The 15,975-nt window shown below is 70.0% G+C and carries 15 protein-coding genes; 9 read left to right on the forward strand and 6 right to left on the reverse strand.

Annotation, left to right across the window (positions count from 1 at the left end):
• The first annotated feature begins 20 nt into the window (after window positions 1–20).
• On the forward strand, window positions 21–1,259 hold the full coding sequence (locus E1298_RS06485; protein ID WP_131889958.1) for a PP2C family protein-serine/threonine phosphatase: 1,239 nt from the start codon (window positions 21–23) through the stop codon (window positions 1,257–1,259).
• 82 nt (window positions 1,260–1,341) lie between these two features.
• Here E1298_RS06485 and E1298_RS06490 read toward each other — a convergent pair whose 3' ends face one another.
• The 3 genes from E1298_RS06490 to E1298_RS06500 all read right to left on the reverse strand — a co-directional run bounded on the left by E1298_RS06490 (window position 1,342) and on the right by E1298_RS06500 (window position 3,335).
• The gene (locus tag E1298_RS06490) at window positions 1,342–2,691 is read right to left on the reverse strand and encodes a hypothetical protein (RefSeq protein WP_131889960.1); all 1,350 of its coding nucleotides are present in this window, start codon (window positions 2,689–2,691) and stop codon (window positions 1,342–1,344) included.
• Window positions 2,691–2,948, reverse strand: a complete 258-nt coding sequence (locus tag E1298_RS06495; protein WP_131889962.1) for a hypothetical protein — start codon at window positions 2,946–2,948, stop codon at window positions 2,691–2,693. The genes E1298_RS06490 and E1298_RS06495 overlap by 1 nt, the downstream gene beginning before the upstream one ends.
• A gap of 99 nt (window positions 2,949–3,047) precedes the next feature.
• Window positions 3,048–3,335 carry a hypothetical protein gene (locus E1298_RS06500; protein WP_131889964.1) on the reverse strand — a complete coding sequence of 96 codons (288 nt, stop codon included), beginning with the start codon at window positions 3,333–3,335 and terminating at the stop codon, window positions 3,048–3,050.
• A 200-nt stretch (window positions 3,336–3,535) separates the two neighbouring features.
• Between E1298_RS06500 and E1298_RS06505 the strand changes: the two genes are divergently transcribed.
• The 3 genes from E1298_RS06505 (at window position 3,536) to E1298_RS06515 (ending at window position 5,726) form a co-directional block, all read left to right on the forward strand.
• Complete coding sequence (locus E1298_RS06505; protein ID WP_131889966.1) at window positions 3,536–4,072, forward strand: DUF892 family protein; 537 nt, start codon at window positions 3,536–3,538, stop codon at window positions 4,070–4,072.
• A gap of 89 nt (window positions 4,073–4,161) precedes the next feature.
• Entirely contained in the window at window positions 4,162–5,130 is a 969-nt protein-coding gene (locus tag E1298_RS06510; RefSeq protein WP_131889968.1) for a TIGR03557 family F420-dependent LLM class oxidoreductase, read from the forward strand.
• A 215-nt stretch (window positions 5,131–5,345) separates the two neighbouring features.
• On the forward strand, window positions 5,346–5,726 hold the full coding sequence (locus E1298_RS06515) for a hypothetical protein (RefSeq protein WP_131889970.1): 381 nt from the start codon (window positions 5,346–5,348) through the stop codon (window positions 5,724–5,726).
• Window positions 5,727–5,840: 114 nt separating this feature from the next.
• Here E1298_RS06515 and E1298_RS06520 read toward each other — a convergent pair whose 3' ends face one another.
• Together E1298_RS06520 and E1298_RS06525 are read right to left on the reverse strand one after the other, a co-directional pair.
• Window positions 5,841–9,515, reverse strand: coding sequence for a caspase, EACC1-associated type (locus E1298_RS06520; protein ID WP_131889972.1), 3,675 nt, complete (start codon window positions 9,513–9,515; stop codon window positions 5,841–5,843).
• On the reverse strand, window positions 9,512–9,916 hold the full coding sequence (locus tag E1298_RS06525; protein WP_131889974.1) for a hypothetical protein: 405 nt from the start codon (window positions 9,914–9,916) through the stop codon (window positions 9,512–9,514). Before E1298_RS06525 ends, E1298_RS06520 begins: the two co-directional genes overlap by 4 nt.
• Before the next feature lie 261 nt (window positions 9,917–10,177).
• On the opposite strand from E1298_RS06525, the gene E1298_RS06530 reads away from it, so the two are divergent.
• The 3 genes from E1298_RS06530 (at window position 10,178) to E1298_RS06540 (ending at window position 13,690) form a co-directional block, all read left to right on the forward strand.
• Window positions 10,178–11,716, forward strand: coding sequence for an FAD-binding oxidoreductase (locus E1298_RS06530; protein WP_131889976.1), 1,539 nt, complete (start codon window positions 10,178–10,180; stop codon window positions 11,714–11,716).
• A gap of 130 nt (window positions 11,717–11,846) precedes the next feature.
• Window positions 11,847–13,094, forward strand: a complete 1,248-nt coding sequence (locus E1298_RS06535) for an alpha/beta hydrolase (protein ID WP_131889978.1) — start codon at window positions 11,847–11,849, stop codon at window positions 13,092–13,094.
• Between the two features lie 23 nt (window positions 13,095–13,117).
• Entirely contained in the window at window positions 13,118–13,690 is a 573-nt protein-coding gene (locus E1298_RS06540; protein WP_131889980.1) for a hypothetical protein, read from the forward strand.
• Between the two features lie 182 nt (window positions 13,691–13,872).
• Here E1298_RS06540 and E1298_RS06545 read toward each other — a convergent pair whose 3' ends face one another.
• On the reverse strand, window positions 13,873–14,847 hold the full coding sequence (locus E1298_RS06545) for a hypothetical protein (protein ID WP_131889982.1): 975 nt from the start codon (window positions 14,845–14,847) through the stop codon (window positions 13,873–13,875).
• A gap of 310 nt (window positions 14,848–15,157) precedes the next feature.
• Between E1298_RS06545 and E1298_RS06550 the strand changes: the two genes are divergently transcribed.
• Window positions 15,158–15,496, forward strand: a complete 339-nt coding sequence (locus E1298_RS06550; RefSeq protein ID WP_131889984.1) for an RNA-binding protein — start codon at window positions 15,158–15,160, stop codon at window positions 15,494–15,496.
• Window positions 15,497–15,781: 285 nt separating this feature from the next.
• Window positions 15,782–15,952, forward strand: coding sequence for a hypothetical protein (locus E1298_RS47785; RefSeq protein WP_165975333.1), 171 nt, complete (start codon window positions 15,782–15,784; stop codon window positions 15,950–15,952).
• The last annotated feature ends 23 nt before the right edge of the window (window positions 15,953–15,975 follow it).

The following is a 15,975-nucleotide window of genomic DNA, read 5'->3' on the forward strand; positions in this document are numbered from 1 at the left end:
GGCGCCAGGATGGGAAGGCGATGGAGCCGAGGGGCGAGCGGCTGCTGAAGGACCTCGTGGCGGCGAGCCACCTGATGTCCCTTGAGCAGCTGCCGGGCGTGGTGGCCGGGCACGCCGCGCACGCCGGCCTCAAGGACGTGCTGATCTACGTCGTGGACCTCCAGCAGAACGTCCTGCTGCTGCTCACCGGGTACGGCGTGGACGCGGCGGGCGACCCCGGCGCGGAGGCCGCCGAGCTGCGCGTCGACGGCACCCTCGCCGGACGGGCGTTCCAGAGCGTGCGCGCGGTGACGGGCCAGACGGCGGACGACGGCACCTGCCCCTGCTGGGTGCCGATCCTCGACGGCACCGAGCGGCTCGGCGTGCTGCGGGTGACCGTCGAGCGCGACGACGACGCCGCGATGGAGGACGCCGAGAGCCTGGCCGGCCTGGTGGCGCTGCTGCTGGTCAGCAAGGGGCCGTCCAGCGACTCCTTCTCCCGGCTGGTCCGCACCCGCGCCATGACGGTGTCGGCGGAGATGCAGTGGCGGCTGATGCCGCCGATGACCTTCGCCACCGACCGGGTGGTGATCGGCGCCGCGCTGGAGCCCGCCTACAAGCTGGGCGGGGACACCTTCGACTACGCGCTCGCCGGCGACACCGTGCACCTCGGCGTGTTCGACGCCATGGGCCACGACACCGCCGCGGGCCTGACGTCCAACCTGGCCGTCGCGGCGTGCCGCAACAACCGGCTCCAGGGCGCCGGGCTGGTCGAGACGGGACGGGCGATCGAGGAGGTGCTGGTCGAGCAGGACCAGTCCGGCCGCTTCGTCACCGCCGTCCTGGCCGAGCTGGACATCGGGACGGGCATGCTGTCCTGGGTGTCCTTCGGGCATCCCGCACCGGTGGTCGTCCGCAACGGCCGCTGGGTGACGACCTTGGAGTGCACGCCGGCGACCCCGCTCGGCACCGGCCTCGGCGTCGAGGCGACGCTGTGCCGCGAGCAGCTGGAGCCCGGCGACCGGCTCCTGCTCTACACCGACGGCATCGTGGAGGCCCGCGACCCGGACAAGCAGGAGTTCGGCCTCCAGCGCTTCGTCGACTTCATCATCCGCCGCAACGCCGACGGAATGGCCGTCCCGGAGACGCTGCGCCGCCTCGTCAACAGCATCCTGGAGCACCACGCGGGCCGCTTGGACGACGACGCGACCGTCCTGCTCCTGGAATGGCTCGGACCGGCGCCGCCCGCGAGCGCCGCCGAGGCGACCGAGCAGACGTGACATGAGGACCACCCGGACAGGGGAACGCGCCGGACGCCCTCCGATCGAGGGCACCCGGCGCGCTCGTCCACGCCTTGCGGGGTCAGGCGTCCGGCACCGCGGCGGGAGCGGGGCCCTGCACGTACCGGACGGCCATCCTCACCAGGCCGCGCAAGAGCTGGAAGAGGATCAGGGCGAGGCCGACCAGCGGCAGGAACAGCAGGACGATCTGCAGCCCCGAGGAGAGCAACTGGAGCGGGTCGGCCCCGGACGCGGCGGCGGAGGCCAGCCTGCGCGTCATCCGCCAGTCGGTCTCGGCCAGGCGGGGGACCTGCGAGACCACCAGGCCCAGCTGGAGGAGCAGCACCGGGATGACGGTCAGCACCCAGAGCGTGACGAACAGCTGCGGCCAGCGCTTGAGGTCCCCCAGCCGGGTGTCCGCCGGGCGGCGCAGCAGGGTCCGCTTGAGGATCGGCCCGATGTACTTGAACAGGTCGGGGATGCCGACCAGGTCCGACATGATGTAGTACCCGTCGAACCGCAGCGTCGGCAGGAGCTGCTGGATGATCTCGAAGTTGACGTAGAGGACGGCCACCAGCAGCGGCTCGAACCCGGTCTGCAGGTACGCCAGCGTCAGCCCGACGATGAAGATGCCGTTGAAGTAGACGCCGGCGAGGTCGGCGCGCAGCCGGCCGCCGCGCCCGAGCCGGTACGACTCGGTGATGTCGGTGTAGAAGGCGGGCCACACCAGGTAGATGCCGCACCCCATGGCGCCGGGCCGGACGCCGCCGTAGCGGCACGCGGTCGCGTGGCCGATCTCGTGGAACGCGCACGACGCGACCCCGAGTCCCATGATCAGCAGGATGCTCACCGGGGTGAGGATGGCGTGCTGGAGCGCGTCCGCCATCGACCGGGCGGTGTTCACCCAGACCTCGGCCACCGTGATGGCGGCGACCGCCAGGACCATCACCACCGGCCGGAACAGCCAGGCGAGCAGGCCGCCGACGAACCAGGTGACGGACGCGGGGAACACCGCGATCTTGAAGCGCAGCGCCAGGAACGGGTCGGCCTTCACCCTCGGCGCCGCCGTGCCGTCGCTGTAGGTGGTGACGCCGAGCGGGGCGAGCTTGCGGTCGACGAGGTAGACGATCTGCTCGGCGGACAGCCGCGCGCCCGCCGCCTCGGTGACCGCGCCGGCGACGCGTTCGAGCGCGCCGCCGGCGTCGCCGTCGCCCGCCAGGTGGCGGTGCTCGTGCAGCGCCTTGACGACGAGGAACAGCAGCGGGGGGAGCCGGACGAGCTGCCGGTTGGGCAGGCTGACGAGCTGCGGCGCCTCCCGGTATCCCGAGTTCTTGAACTCGCCGACGAGCTCGGCGCCCTCGGTGAGCGTCGGGAGGGTGAGCGTCGCCGGCGGGCCGGCGCCGGCCTTGGCCGGGGTCGCTGGTGTGCTCATCAGTGGTGCTGGACCACGGTGCCGGGAACGCAGGTCAGCGAGGAGTAGGGCGCCTGGGCCAGCAGGCCCGTCCCGAGCACGCCGGCGGTGCCCGGCGAGTAGGTGGCCTGGCAGGCGTAGACGATCGTGGTGTCGCCGGACCCGTGGCCGCCGCCCTGCGGCATGGCGGTGGACAGCAGCAGCCGCCCCGGCAGGACCTCGGCGTCGAGCCGGTCCAGGTCGGCGTAGGTGAGCGTCTGAGGGTGTGGGTGGCTCATCGGTTCGCTTTCGGATTGTTCGGAAAGAGGGGGAAGGGCTGGCGGGAGAACGCCAGCCCTTCCCATGCGGGTGTGCACCCGCGGCCATGCCAGGTCGGATCAGTGACCCGAGACCACCGAGCTTCCAGAGCAGGTGAACGACTGGTTGGGGTTCTCGGAGCTGAGACCCAGGGCCCCGATGAGACCGCCCTGCGAGTGGTTGATGTTGCTCTGGCAGTTCGGCACGACCGCGGTGGTGCCGCCGTGGCCGCCGTGGCCGCCGTTGTGGTTGAGGTTGAGGTTGTCGTTGTCGGTGCCACCGCCCACGAGCAGGGTGGAGAGCACCGCGCGCTCAGGCAGAACCTCGCCGGCCAGCTTGTCCAGCTCGGTGTAGCTGAAGGACTTCATGTGGTTCCTTTTCTTCCTTGTCACGCCCGGATCTCAAGGTGGATACCGGATGTCCCATACCTCGCCCCGGGTCGAAGCGAGGTAGCTCTACGTATAGCAGATGTGACTCATGGTGGCCAAGTAAGCGGGTTCCGCGCCCCGTCGTGTCGGCTTCCGGATCGCTGGGTAGGCACAGGTCGTTCGCGATCAGAAGGAGTGGCATGTCCGAAAACAGCTTCAGCATCGACGTGGCGGCGATCCGGGAGCGCGCCCGCCAGAAGATGACCGACGGGCCCGTGACCGAGGGGTACCGGCGCAGCGCGCAGGAGGTGGTGGGCGTCCTCAACGACGTCCTCGCGACGGAGATCGTCTGCTGGATGCGCTACAGCCGGCACGCCATCAGCGCGACCGGGATCGACCGGGCGCAGGTCGCGGCGGAGTTCAGCGAGCACGCGGACGAGGAGCGCGACCACGCGATGCGGGCGGCCGAGCGGATCAGCCAGCTCGGCGGGGACCCCGACTTCGACCCGAAGACCATCGCCGAGCGCGCGCACACGACCTACGAGACCTACGACGACAACGACCTCAAGGGCATGCTCGAAGACAACCTCGTCGCCGAGCGGATCGTCATCGAGTCCTACCAGGAGATCATCCGGTGGCTCGGCGGGGGCGACCCCACCACCCGCCGCCTGATGGAGGACATCCTGGCCGAGGAGGAGGAGCACGCCGACGACCTCATGGACCTGCTCGGCAACTGACGCACCCGGCGCCCTTCGTCCCCGAAGGCGCGGCCGCATGATGGGCGTCTCTTGACCATGCATCCCGGATCGGCGGGTATGCGGCCCGTATGGAATTCGGATACACCCTGCTCTGCGAGCAGACACCGCCCAAGCAACTCGTCACCGACCTCGTCGAGGCGGAGGCCGCGGGATTCGGCTACTCGGTCATCTCCGACCACTACTTCCCCTGGCTGGAGGACATGGGCCACTCCGCCTACGTCTGGTCCGTCCTCGGCGCCCTCGCCCAGGCCACGGACCGCATCCCGCTGATGACGTTCGTGACCTGCCCGATCATGCGCTACCACCCGGCCGTGGTCGCGCAGAAGGCCGCCACCATGGGCGTGCTGTCGGACGGCCGGTTCACGCTCGGCCTCGGCGCGGGCGAGAACCTCAACGAGCACATCGTGGGCCGCGGCTGGCCGTCGGTCGACGTGCGCCACGAGATGTTCGCCGAGGCCGTCGAGATCATCAAGGCCCTCTTCGGCGGCGGCTACGTCAACTACGAGGGCAGGCACTTCAAGGTCGACTCCGCGAAGCTGTACGACCTGCCCGACCAGCCCGTCCGGATCGGGATGGCCGCCTTCGGGCCCCGCGCCGGCCGCCTCGCCGCCCGGCACGCCGACGTCCTGGTCTCCGATCAGCCCGTCGGCGACGTCGTCCGCCTCTTCAACGACGAGGGCGGCGCGGGCAAGCCCGTGTACGGTCAGATCCCGATCGCCTACGGCACCGACTACGACGAGGCCAAGGAGCGGGCCCACCGCACGTGGAAGTTCTCCGCGCCCGGCTGGAAGGTCATGGCCGAGCTCCCCGGCCCGGTCAACTTCGAGGCGAGCACGAAGACCGTCCGTCCCGACGACGTCGCCGAGTCGGTGCCGTGCGGCAACGACGTGGACCACTACATCCAGGCCGTCCAGCAGTGGGCGGACGCGGGCTTCACCCACATCTCGTTCTGCCAGAGCGGAGCCGACCACCAGAAGGAGTTCCGCACCTGGGCGGAAGCCGAACTCCTCCCCGCCCTCCGCGAGCGCTTCCCCTGAGCGAACAGCCTCGGTAGAAGCCCGCTGATCGGCCGGGCCATTCCGGACGCGGCCGATCGGGCCGCCGTAACCCTCCCTGATTGATAGGTTGCATCGATCGCAAAATGAGCCGATTGAAAGGTGAACCCTATCGAACGGGCCCGTCGTACTCCTGGCTGTACGGAGGCCGCACTGAGACCGCGGCCCCCGGCTTCCCAGAGACCAGGGAGTATGCAATGTCCGCGAACAAGATTTCCGCCCGCCGCCTCACGGCCACCGCCCTCATGGTCGGCGCCGCCGGAGCGCTCGGCCTCGGCGCCGCCTCGTCCGCCGGCGCCGCCGCCGCGCCCGCCAAGGTCACCGTGAAGGTCGCCCAGAAGGGCAACTACACCGCCACCGTGTGCGTGGGCGACATCCTTGAAGCGCGCTGCACCGAGGGCATCCGCAAGGGCCAGACCAAGACCTTCACCGTGGCGCCCCCGAAGGGCAGCGCCGTCAGCGTCCGCGTGGTCGTCGACGGCGGCGGTTCCGCCGAGAAGTCGGTCGTGAGCAACAAGACCCAGCTCAAGTTCGAGACCGCCGGCAGCAAGGCCAAGCCCTCCGTGAAGCAGGCCTGACCCACCCACCGCCGAGTCCCGCTCCACTCGGCCCGGCCCCGCAACCCTGCCTGGGGGTTGCGGGGCCGGCTTGCCGGCGGAGTTCGTCAGCCCAGGTCGTGGCGCGATCTCGGATCAGCTCTCGAAGAGCCTCCAGGCGGGTAGGCGATGGGCCTTGCCGTGCCCGTCGTCGACGAGGTCGCGGCGGCGGAGCATGAGCCGGAGGTGGCGGGCGGGGTCGCCGTCCTCGGGTGGGCCCGAGTCGAGCAGGACGGCGGTGGAACGGCCGCCCGTCCGCACCAGCGCGTCGACGGGGTGACCGTTCGCGACCAGGCCCAGTTCGATGGCGGCGTCCGGATACTGGGCGGAAAGCGAGACGTAGAGGCGTTTCAGCTCGTCCGGAGTGCGCCCCTGTCCGGCGGCTCCTTCGGAGCGGGACGCGGTGAGGAGGGCGGCGGCCACGCCTGACCGTCTCTCCCAGAGCCCGGCGTCACCGACGACGATCAGGTGCGACCGGGCCCGCGTGACGGCGACGTTCCACAGGTTGAGCTGGTTCTCGATCCAGCGGATCGTGCCCTCGCGCATGCTTGTCGCCGCGACGAGAGAGAAGATCATGACGTCGCGTTCGCCGCCCTGGAAGGTGTGCACCGTGCCGACGCGCACGCGGTCCGTGGCCATCCGGCTCCGGACGGCGTCCGCCTGGGCCGCGAACGGGGTCACCACGCCGATGGTGGCGTCGGCCGGGAGCGTCTCCAGCAGGTAGTTCGCGGACTCGATGACCTTGCCGACCTCGGCATGGTTGACCCAGGAGCCGCCCGGACGCTCGGCCCGGCCTTGCACGTCCGACCAGAGGACCGCGCGGCGGCCGGGCAGGTGGGGACGGCCGCGCACGTCGGTCAGGATGTTCAGCCCGCCGCCGTAGAAGCGCTCGTTGGAGAAGGCGGCGATGTCCGGATGGCAGCGGAAGTGCTCGTCGAGCAGAAGGCTGCGGCCGGTGGCGCGCTCGGCCGCGTGGAAGGCGGAGTGGCGGCGGAATGCCAGGCGGTACTTCTCCAGCCACTCGGCCCGCAGCCCCCGCTCCCGCCGGAACTTCGCCTCCCGCTCGGCGCCCAGGGTGGTGACATGCGGCAGCTGCATGACGTCGCCGATGATGAGCGCCCGCCGGGCGCGGAACAGCAGCGGCAGGATCTGCGGGATGGCGCACTGGCTCGCCTCATCGATGATCACGAGGTCGAACAGCACGGGATTCGGCGGGAAGCGGCGGGCGGAGAGGCAGGTAACGGCCCAGCCCGGCACGGCGCGGAGCACTTGGCCGACGGCCGACCAGTCGGAGCCGTTCATGCCCTGTGCCCTGATGAGCCCGGTGATGAGATCCTTCCCGTTCGTGGCGGACGTGCGGACCACGCTGTCGAGCAAGGTCGCCGAGGCGTCGCGCATACCGGTCTCCGCCGCGGCGAGCGCCCCGGCGAGAGCGTCGTCGTCCGGCCCGGCCGTCAGCTCGGCGCGCTCGGCCCGCCAGCCGAGCTCCGCGCGCCAGAAACCCGCGACCGACAGGCAGGCGGCGGGCGTGCCCGCGCTGGTCACGGGCACACCCACGCGACGGAGCAGGCGTTTGCGGCGCCACTCGCCCAGGAACCTGGCGGACGCGATCCGCTCGGCCCGCTGCGCCACGGTGTCGTCGCGGACGGTCTCGGCGAGCCGATCGACGGGCATTTGCAGCTCGGCCGCGTGCTCTTCGCGGGCCTCGCCGTGCTCGCGGAGCCTCAGCTCTGCGCGGACCGTGCGGTCTAGGGCTGCGCGCGCTTGCTCCAGGGTCTCGGCCGCGACGGTGAGGCGCATCCGTGCGGTTTGGACATTGCAGGCGGGCGGCTCTACCAGGCTCAGTGACTGGAGCGCGGCCGCCTCGGCCCTGGTCTTGTAGTCGGCCGAACCGGTGCGGACGATGCTGCCCGCGACCAGCTTCTCGCAGCGCTCCCACACCTCGTCCACGGCGCGGTTGTTCGTGGAGGCCACCAGGACCTTCTCCCCGGCGGCCTCGGCGGTGGCGACCAGGTTCGCGACGAGCTGGCTCTTGCCGGTCCCGGGCGGGCCGGTCGCCACGGTGAGGCGCCGCGTCATGGCCGCGACGATGACATTCTCTTGCGGCTCGTTGCACGGCAGGGGAGTCACTAACTGGACGTCTTCTCGCGCGCGCGCCGGGGGAGGCTCGGTCCGTTCGAGCGGGTCGGGGGACAGGGCGGCGAGGGCGGTGGTCCCGATCTGCGCGGCCTTGCTCTCCACGGTGTCCAGGTCCTTGAGGAGCTTCTTGGTGGCAGCCTCGGTCGCCCGGGGAACGGTGAAGAGGACGGCGGTGTTTCGGGCGCCGTCCCCTGGCGTGTCGATGTCGATTCGCCCGGCGAGGTCATCGGGCCGCGGCTCCTGGACGCACGGCAGCTCGTACTCCTCGGCCAGCAGGTTGCGGACGTCGACCGCCATCCGGTCGTGCTGCCCTGCGTGCCACGTGGGCTGGTAGGTCTCGGCAAGCCGCTCGGCCTCGTCCGCGCCGAGCCTCTCCCGGGCGAGCTGGGGATGCGGCAGCACCGGCCCGTAGGGTCGCAGGCGCATTCCCTCCTCGTCATGGACGAACTCCACGGCCCGGATGAGCAGCGGCGCGAACCTTGCCACGCCCTGGTGCCGTGTTCTGGACGCGCCCTGAAGCACCACGGCCGGATAGCCGGCCCAGAGTTCGGCGCCCTTGTCGACGGCGTCGACCAGCGCCGTCGCCTGCGCGGGCATGGGGACACAGTGATCCTCATCGAGATCGCCTGAGAGGAGCCGTTCGGCGCCGTCCAGGCACACGTATGAACTGCCGTGGGCGTCCACCCGCAGCAGCGGAGGCTCGGTCACGTCCGAGAGCACGCAATCCCGGTAGTACGCCAGCAGGTCGGGCCAGGTGGGCTGTGACCTCGCGGCCTTCTGGGACGTGGGCTGCGGGGACGCGCCGCCGGGAGCGGCGGCCGTTCCGCGGGTCAGCGGGACGAGTTGAGGCGCGGGGCCGAGCGGGCAGCCGGCGATGATGATCTGGTCGTCGACGCCCTGCGCCGAGTGGACGGGAATCTGCTTAGAGTCGTTCGTCCGCATTCTCCGGTTCACGTAGTCGAAGAGGTCGGCGACGGAGACATCGCCGGTCCCGTCCTTGCCGACCTTGCCCGTGCGCAGGGCCTCGACGATCTCGTGGGTGAACGCGGACGGGGCGGCGCCCTCCGGGAGGTCGGCACCCGCGTAGGAGTCCTCGCCCGCCCTGGAGGACGACAGCACGTACACCCCGCGGCTGGTCAGCAGAGCGCCCTCGCCCGACTTCGCGGCGCCCGGCGGCGGCGCGTCGGCGGTGCGCAGCCCCACCGCGAAACCGCCGCTGCGGCAGCAGTCGATCACCACGACCTTCTGCGGGGCGGCGCACTGCTCAAGCTGCTCGTTGACGAACCCCGCGCTCACCGCCGTTTCGGCGATGTGGTCGAAGTCGGTGTCCCGGGCGATGAAGTGGAACTCTCCACCGGCCTGGACGAGCCTCGTCCCGTGCCCCGACACGTACAGCAGGGCCAGTTCGTCCTCGTCGCAGTCGTCGAGGAACTCGGTGATCTCGTAGCGCATCTCGTCGGCGGTGAGGTCGGCGGCCGACCGCACCGCCAGGAACGCGCCGATCGTGCGGTGCTCCAGGACCTGCCGCAGCCGCCAGGTGTCGGCGCGGGCGGACGGCAGGCCGGCGAACCGGCCGTCGTCGTAGTTCTCGTTGCCGATCAGCAGCGCCTTCCGGCGCGTCGGCCGGCTCATTCCGTCCCGCTCCCGCCGTCGTGCCGGTCGAGGAACGCCAGGACGAGCCGCTCCTGCGCCTCGTCGGGGCTTCCGGTGATGGTGATACTGCCCGCGTCGCTTTTGATCTCGACCTTGCGCTGTCGCGCCCGCGCGCTCCACTCCTTGATCAGCGTGACCAGCACCCGTGACGCCTGCCCGCTGCCCGCTGCGGCGATGGCCCACAGCGCCAGCTCCCCGGCCTGCCCTCCCTTGCGAGCCCCGCCGGATGGTGCCGCCGCTTCGGCCTCCTCGGAGAACCCGGCCTCCAGCGCCTCGGCTCGCCGCAGCTCGGCAAGGAGGTCGCGGGTCAGGCGTTCCTGCCGCAACGTGTCGCCGTCCGTGAGCACCCGCAGCCGCCATTCCTGCTGCTCACGCCCCATAGCGCCCCCATCTTCCACCTTGCGGTCAGTTATAACGTCTTGCTCCGTACTGGCACGCTCCGTGATCGATTGTGACGCAACAGCGGTTTGACTGAGGCTGACTTCCGCGCGCCGGCGATGGCCGCAGTCGGCCACTGATGCGGTGCCGAGGGCACCGAGAAAGGCTCTCCGAAGGGATAACCATGTGTTACTGATCGACTACCTTGAGGGCGGGGAGGGAAGGTCACTTCGGGACTGCGCCGATCTGTTCCGGAGGCTGCCATGACGGAGAACTCGACCCTGCCCTCGACGATCGTCCGGCCCGGTGACAAGCGGTATCCGGCGTTGAGCCGCGGGTTCAACCAGCGGTGGATCGGACGGCCCGACTACGTGCGGCTGGTGCGGTCGCCGGAGGAGGTGCGGACGGCGCTGGAGAAGGCCGTGCGGGAGACGCCGGACGATCCGGAGCGGGCGCGGATCACGGTGCGGTCCGGTGGGCACTGCTACGAGGACTTCGTCTGCGGCAAGGACGTACGGGTGATCCTGGACGTGAGCCCGATGTGCGGGGTCTTCTACGACGAGGACATGAGGGCCTACTGCGTGGAGGCCGGGGCCACCAACTGGCACGTGTACAGCCACCTGTATCCGATCAGCGGCAAGGCGCTGCCGGGCGGGTCGTGCTATTCGGTGGGGCTGGGCGGTCATATTCCCGCCGGAGGGTTCGGGCTCCTGTCGAGGCAGCACGGGCTCACCGTCGACTACCTGTACGCGGTCGAGGTGGCGGTGGTGCGGAGCGACCGGACGGTCAAGCTCGTGGTGGCGAAACGCGATGACGAGGGCGAGCTCGGCGAGTTGCTGTGGGCCCATACCGGGGGCGGCGGCGGGAACTTCGGGGTGGTGACGCGGTTCTGGTTCCGGGGGCTGCCCGAGCCGCCCAGGCAGGTTCTGCTGGTCGGCCTCGCGTGGGACTGGAAGGACTTCACCAAGGACGAGTTCACCACGCTGGTGTCCGCCTTCGGGGACTACTTCCAGGACCATCAGGACGCGTCGACCGCGCCGGGGAAGCTGTTCGCGATGCTCAAGCTCACCCATATGAGCAATGGGCAGATCGGGCTCCTGGCCCAGGTGGACGTGGACGATCCGGACGGCCCCGAGGCGATGGCGGGGTTCATCAGGGCCGTCGACGGTGCCATCGCACCGAAGGCCACGCAGATGCGGACGGTGATGGGGGAGCACCTCGTCCACATGGAGATCCCGCGGGTGATGCCGTGGCTGACCGCGACGCAGGCCCTGAACGCGAGCGGGGAGAACCGCTGCGGGAAATACAAGTCGGCCTATCTGCGGGAGCCGTTCAGCCGGGAGCAGATCAACACGATGTGGGCGTATCTCGGGAAGGAGAAGTACACCAAGTACGTCAACAAACAGGCCCTCATCCAGGTCGACTCTTATGGCAGCGCCATCAACAGCCCGCTACATGACACGGCGGCACGGCAGCGCGACTCGATTCTGAAAATGCAGTACCAGGTCTACTGGACGCAGCAGGATCCCAACGAGCCCCAGCACATCGCCTGGATCCGCGACATCTACAGGGCGACGTTCGCCGGCAGCGGTGGCGTGCCCGTCATCGGCGACCGTACCGACGGGTGCTACATCGGCTACCCCGACGTCGATCTGAACGAGGACGAGTGGAACGACTCGGACCAGACGTGGGCCACGCTGTACTACAAGGACGCCTACCCCAGGTTGCAGGAGATCAAGACGTACTGGGATCCGCTCAACATCTTCGAGCACCGCCAGTCGATCCGGCCCCTCGTGAGCTGAACCCCGGTACGATCCGGGGTCACTGACGCCCGCTGCGGCGCTATTGCACACTTTGGCAATACTTGCGGGTGTGACGCCGGGGACAGTAGTTTCTTCTGGCGAGCGCCGGGCCGCATCGGCTGGGGAGTCCATGAAGAAGCGCACCGACCGGAAGATCGCCATCGCGGGGTCCGCCGCGGCGGCGGTGGTCCTGCCCACCGTCATGATCGGGCTCGTCCAGGCGGGCGTGGGCACCTCGTCCGGCAAGAAGGAGGCGGCCTCGCGCAACGAGACGGTCCCCTCCTTCGGGCCGCCGGCGCAGCCGCCGATGCCCTCGGTGCCGGCGCCCACCGCGTCCAAGCTTCCGAAGCTGCCGGCCAGGGCGCTGACGTCCAACCCGTTCCGGACGGGCAGCGGCTCGCCGAGCGCCGCCGACCCGGACCGCAACACCTCCCAGCACGGCAGGAGGCCGCACCTTCCGCCGGGCTCCGGGCGGTCGAAGTACCGGACGGCCGACGACGGCGCCAGGATCACCGCGGTCAAGAAGGTCAACGCGTCGCAGTTCGACGTCACGATCGCCTCGCCGGCGCTCGGCGCGGCGGTGCGGACCCGGGTGATGATCCCCAAGGGCTGGAAGACAAGGTCCACCCGCAGTTGGCCGGTCGTGTACGCCTACCACGGCGGCAACAACAAGTACACGTCCTGGACCAAGGACTCCAACATCGAGCAGGTCGCGGCCCGCTACAGCGCCATGGTCGTCATGCCCGAGGGCGGCTGGAACGGCTCGTACACCAACTGGTGGAACGGCGGCCGGGGCGGCATCCCCGAGTGGGAGAACTTCCACATCAACGAGGTCATCCCGCTGATGGAGCGCAACTTCCACGCGGGGCCGCGCCGGGCCGCGATCGGGCTGTCGTCCGGCGGCCAGGGCGCCATCACCTACACTGAACGGCATCCGGGGCTGTTCCGGTACGTCGCGTCCTACAGCGGTCCCCTCAACATCACCGCCCCCGGCATGCCGGCCATGCTGCTCTTCATGAACAGGGATTCGGGCACCGCCATCTGGGGCGACCCGATCACCAACCGCGCGAACTGGGAGGCCCACGACGGCACCGTCATGGTGTCCCGGCTCAGGGGCACCGGCGTGTACGTCTCCTCGGGCGACGGGCGCGTGGGCCCCTACGACAAGCCGGGCACGGCGCCCTGGGACGCGGGGCGGATCGGCGAGCAGCTCTCGGGTCAGATGAACACCAACTTCGTCAACGCCGCCAGGCGGGCGGGCGTCCCGGTCACCGCCAACCTGTACGGGCCGGGCATGCACAACTGGAAGTACTGGCGGCGGGAGCTGGTCAGGAGCTGGCCCGCCATCGCCGCCGCCATCGGCGCCCGCAAGTCCTGACCCGCCCGATAGCGTGGGCGCCGATGAAGGGCTTCGCTCGACGTGAGTTCCAGCTGGTGCTGCTGCGGCGCATGGCCGACTACCAGCCCGGCATGGTGGACGGGGCGATGCGCGCGCTGGACGCCTCCCGCACCGAGATGCGCGAGGTCAACGCCCGCTGGCAGCGCATCCTGCGGTCACGGACGTTCCCGCGCGGCCTGCGCCGGTACGAGGCGGTCCTCGGCCCCGCGGCCGTGACGGAGCGCCGGATCGGCGACGTGCGGTGCGAGGTCGCCCGGTGGCCGCCGCTGCCGCTCTGGCCCGGCCTGCGGTTCGAGATCATGATGGCGCCGGACGGGTCGGTCGCGCAGGAGTGGCTCGTCCGGGACGAGGACGACCCGGCGCCGCGCCTGGAGAGCGTCGACGACCTCGTCCCCTGGTCATGCGTGGTGGGCGACCTCGGTGCCCTCGATGGCCTCGACGGGCGCCCCGGCCCGATCACCCACCAGGACGGCGACGCGCCCAGCCGCTGGCACGTCACGTTCTCCGCACCGGACGGCTCCTCCTACGTGGCCCACTTCGTCTGGGGCCTCCTCCAGGAAGTGGTCGCCGTCTAGGACGGGCCCGGCGGAATCGGTGGGCCCGTCACCGGTTCTCGGGCGCGGAGCCGACCAGGGCCGCCGACACCGCCCGGCGCACCAGCCGGGGCGGCACCGTACCGCTCCTATGGGGCTATTGAGGGGTTGCCTGACGCTCATAACCCCGGTGGGGGCATAAGAGCAATGGATGTGTCCCTTGCTCAGCCCAGGATGCGGAAGACGCCGATGTCGTCGTCGTTGCGTCCGGCCGCCGTCGTCTGGTTCAGCGATGCCTCGACCCCGACCCACCCGCGGAAGCGGCCGTGGTCGTCCACGACCTGGATCATGGGCTTCACATGCGAGTTCCCCGTGTAGCAGCCCTGTTCGAGCGCGTCGGCGAGTTCGGTGTGCCAATGCCAGAGGGTGTCGCGCCGGTCCTCCGCCGCGGCGTCGGCGGGCGCGACGTAGTACACGGTGTGGACGGTCGGCTCGGCGTTGGTCTGCGCGCCCAAGCACCTTCCGCCGGCGCAGACCTTCCAGCGTGTGACCCAGAACGGCGCCCCGTCGCCCTCGTCGATGTATCCCGTGTAGCCCCCGCCGGGATCGAAGTCGGTCTTCCACAGGTGATGCCGGTGCACCAGGCGGCCGTGGTCGATGGCGGCGATCTCGTCGGCGGGCACCCGGGCGTCCCAAGGGGCGTTGCTGCCGTTGCCGAAACCATGCGTCGCACCGAAGTCGCTGTCGGCGAGCTCGGCACCGACGAGCCCGCCGTCCAGCGGACGGAGCGTCCAGCCCTCCCGGTGGCCGTCGTCCCATTCGATGCGCAGCTCGCGCCCGCTCACGCGATAGGTGCCGAACATTTTCCGCGCCGCGAACGTGGACTGCCAGCCGTCCGCCGTGAGCACGGCGCAGTCTCGTCCCGCGCAGCCGTGGGCCAGGACGCCCGTGCTGGCGCGCTTGACGCGGACGCGTTGCGTCCAGTCCCAATGCCGCTGCGAAACGCTCCCGTCGGACGCGAACGTGTACTGCCCGAGGCGGACCCAGTTGGCCGTCGATCCGGCATCGAGGCCGCCGACGGCGATGGCGAAGTTCGTCCTGCCCAGCGGCAGCCGCGCCGCGTCCGCCCGCGTGGTGAGCAGCGCGACGAGCAGCACCGCGGCACCGCAGGCGGCCGTCCGCGCGCCGAAAGAGCGCATCGACCTCTCCAGGACCATCGGCACCGACGATCAACGATGACCCCCGTCCCGGGCCGCGCCATGGACCGCCACCGCCCCGCTCCGCGGACTTGCCGAAGACCTTGCCTTCCGTTGGCGAGCGGGGGCCACGTGCTCAACGACCGAATTGAGGGGAGAGTCGCTCTAGTCGCGACTCAATAGCTATTTTTACGGCAAACTACGCCTTTGTGGGCGCGGCGATCCGAGAACTGAGTTTGCTCGAAGTTGAGATGACGAGATGCTTGGGTTTACTATCTGTTCCGACGTGTTCACATGCCGTGAATACTTGTCAATGCGACGAAAGGCGGTTCATTTCAGCATGCGTTTTGTCAGATTGGCTTCGGCCGCCGTGGGCGTGACGGCGGCCGCGACGATGGCCGGTGCCGTGCCCGCGACGGCGGCAACGTCCGTGTTCTACAGCAGCTCCGTCGCCGGGGGGTCCGGGCAGCTCAACGATCCAAAGGCCGGCCCGTGCTACACGGTCGCCACAGGTTCCCTCTCCGCGCGGAACAACACGAGTATGGTGGCCCACCTCTACACCGACCCGTTCTGCTCGACGTTGCGCATCCGGCTCGATCCCGGAAACGAAGTCGGCACGGTGTTCGGCTCGGTGCGCTTCAGCGCCGAGTGACAGGCGTCCTCATGGTGACGCCGCCTCCTCGGCGGCGTCACCATTCCTGATCACATAACGTGCGGCCACGGCGAGGCTTCGAGAGTCCATTTTGTCCCTTTATGTATCGATATTCTCGTTGCCTTCATGGCACAGGAAGTTGTCGCCGGGGTGACGTCCGCGTTTTTCGTTAGTGATCAGCCTCCGGTCGGGAAGCGCGGGATGTGAGGCCGAAATCCGGTCTTCGACGCTACGGCGTCGTCTGGTGCCCCGGGTATTTCCCGGGCCTGCCTGTTAGGAGGAACCGTGCTCCAGACAGTGACCGAACGCACCCCCGTCTCGGGCCTGGACGGTGTGGTGGCGGATCTGATGACCCCGCCGGAGGCGCCCATCAGCGACGCTCCGTCTCCCATCCCTGCCGTCGCTGCTTTTGTCGTCTTCGGCTCCTCGGACGACCCGGGCGACCCGGAGGAGTAGCGGTGGGAACGGCACAGGTCCCG

It is taken from the genome of Actinomadura rubrisoli (genome assembly GCF_004349215.1).
Classification (GTDB): Bacteria; Actinomycetota; Actinomycetes; order Streptosporangiales; family Streptosporangiaceae; genus Spirillospora; species Spirillospora rubrisoli.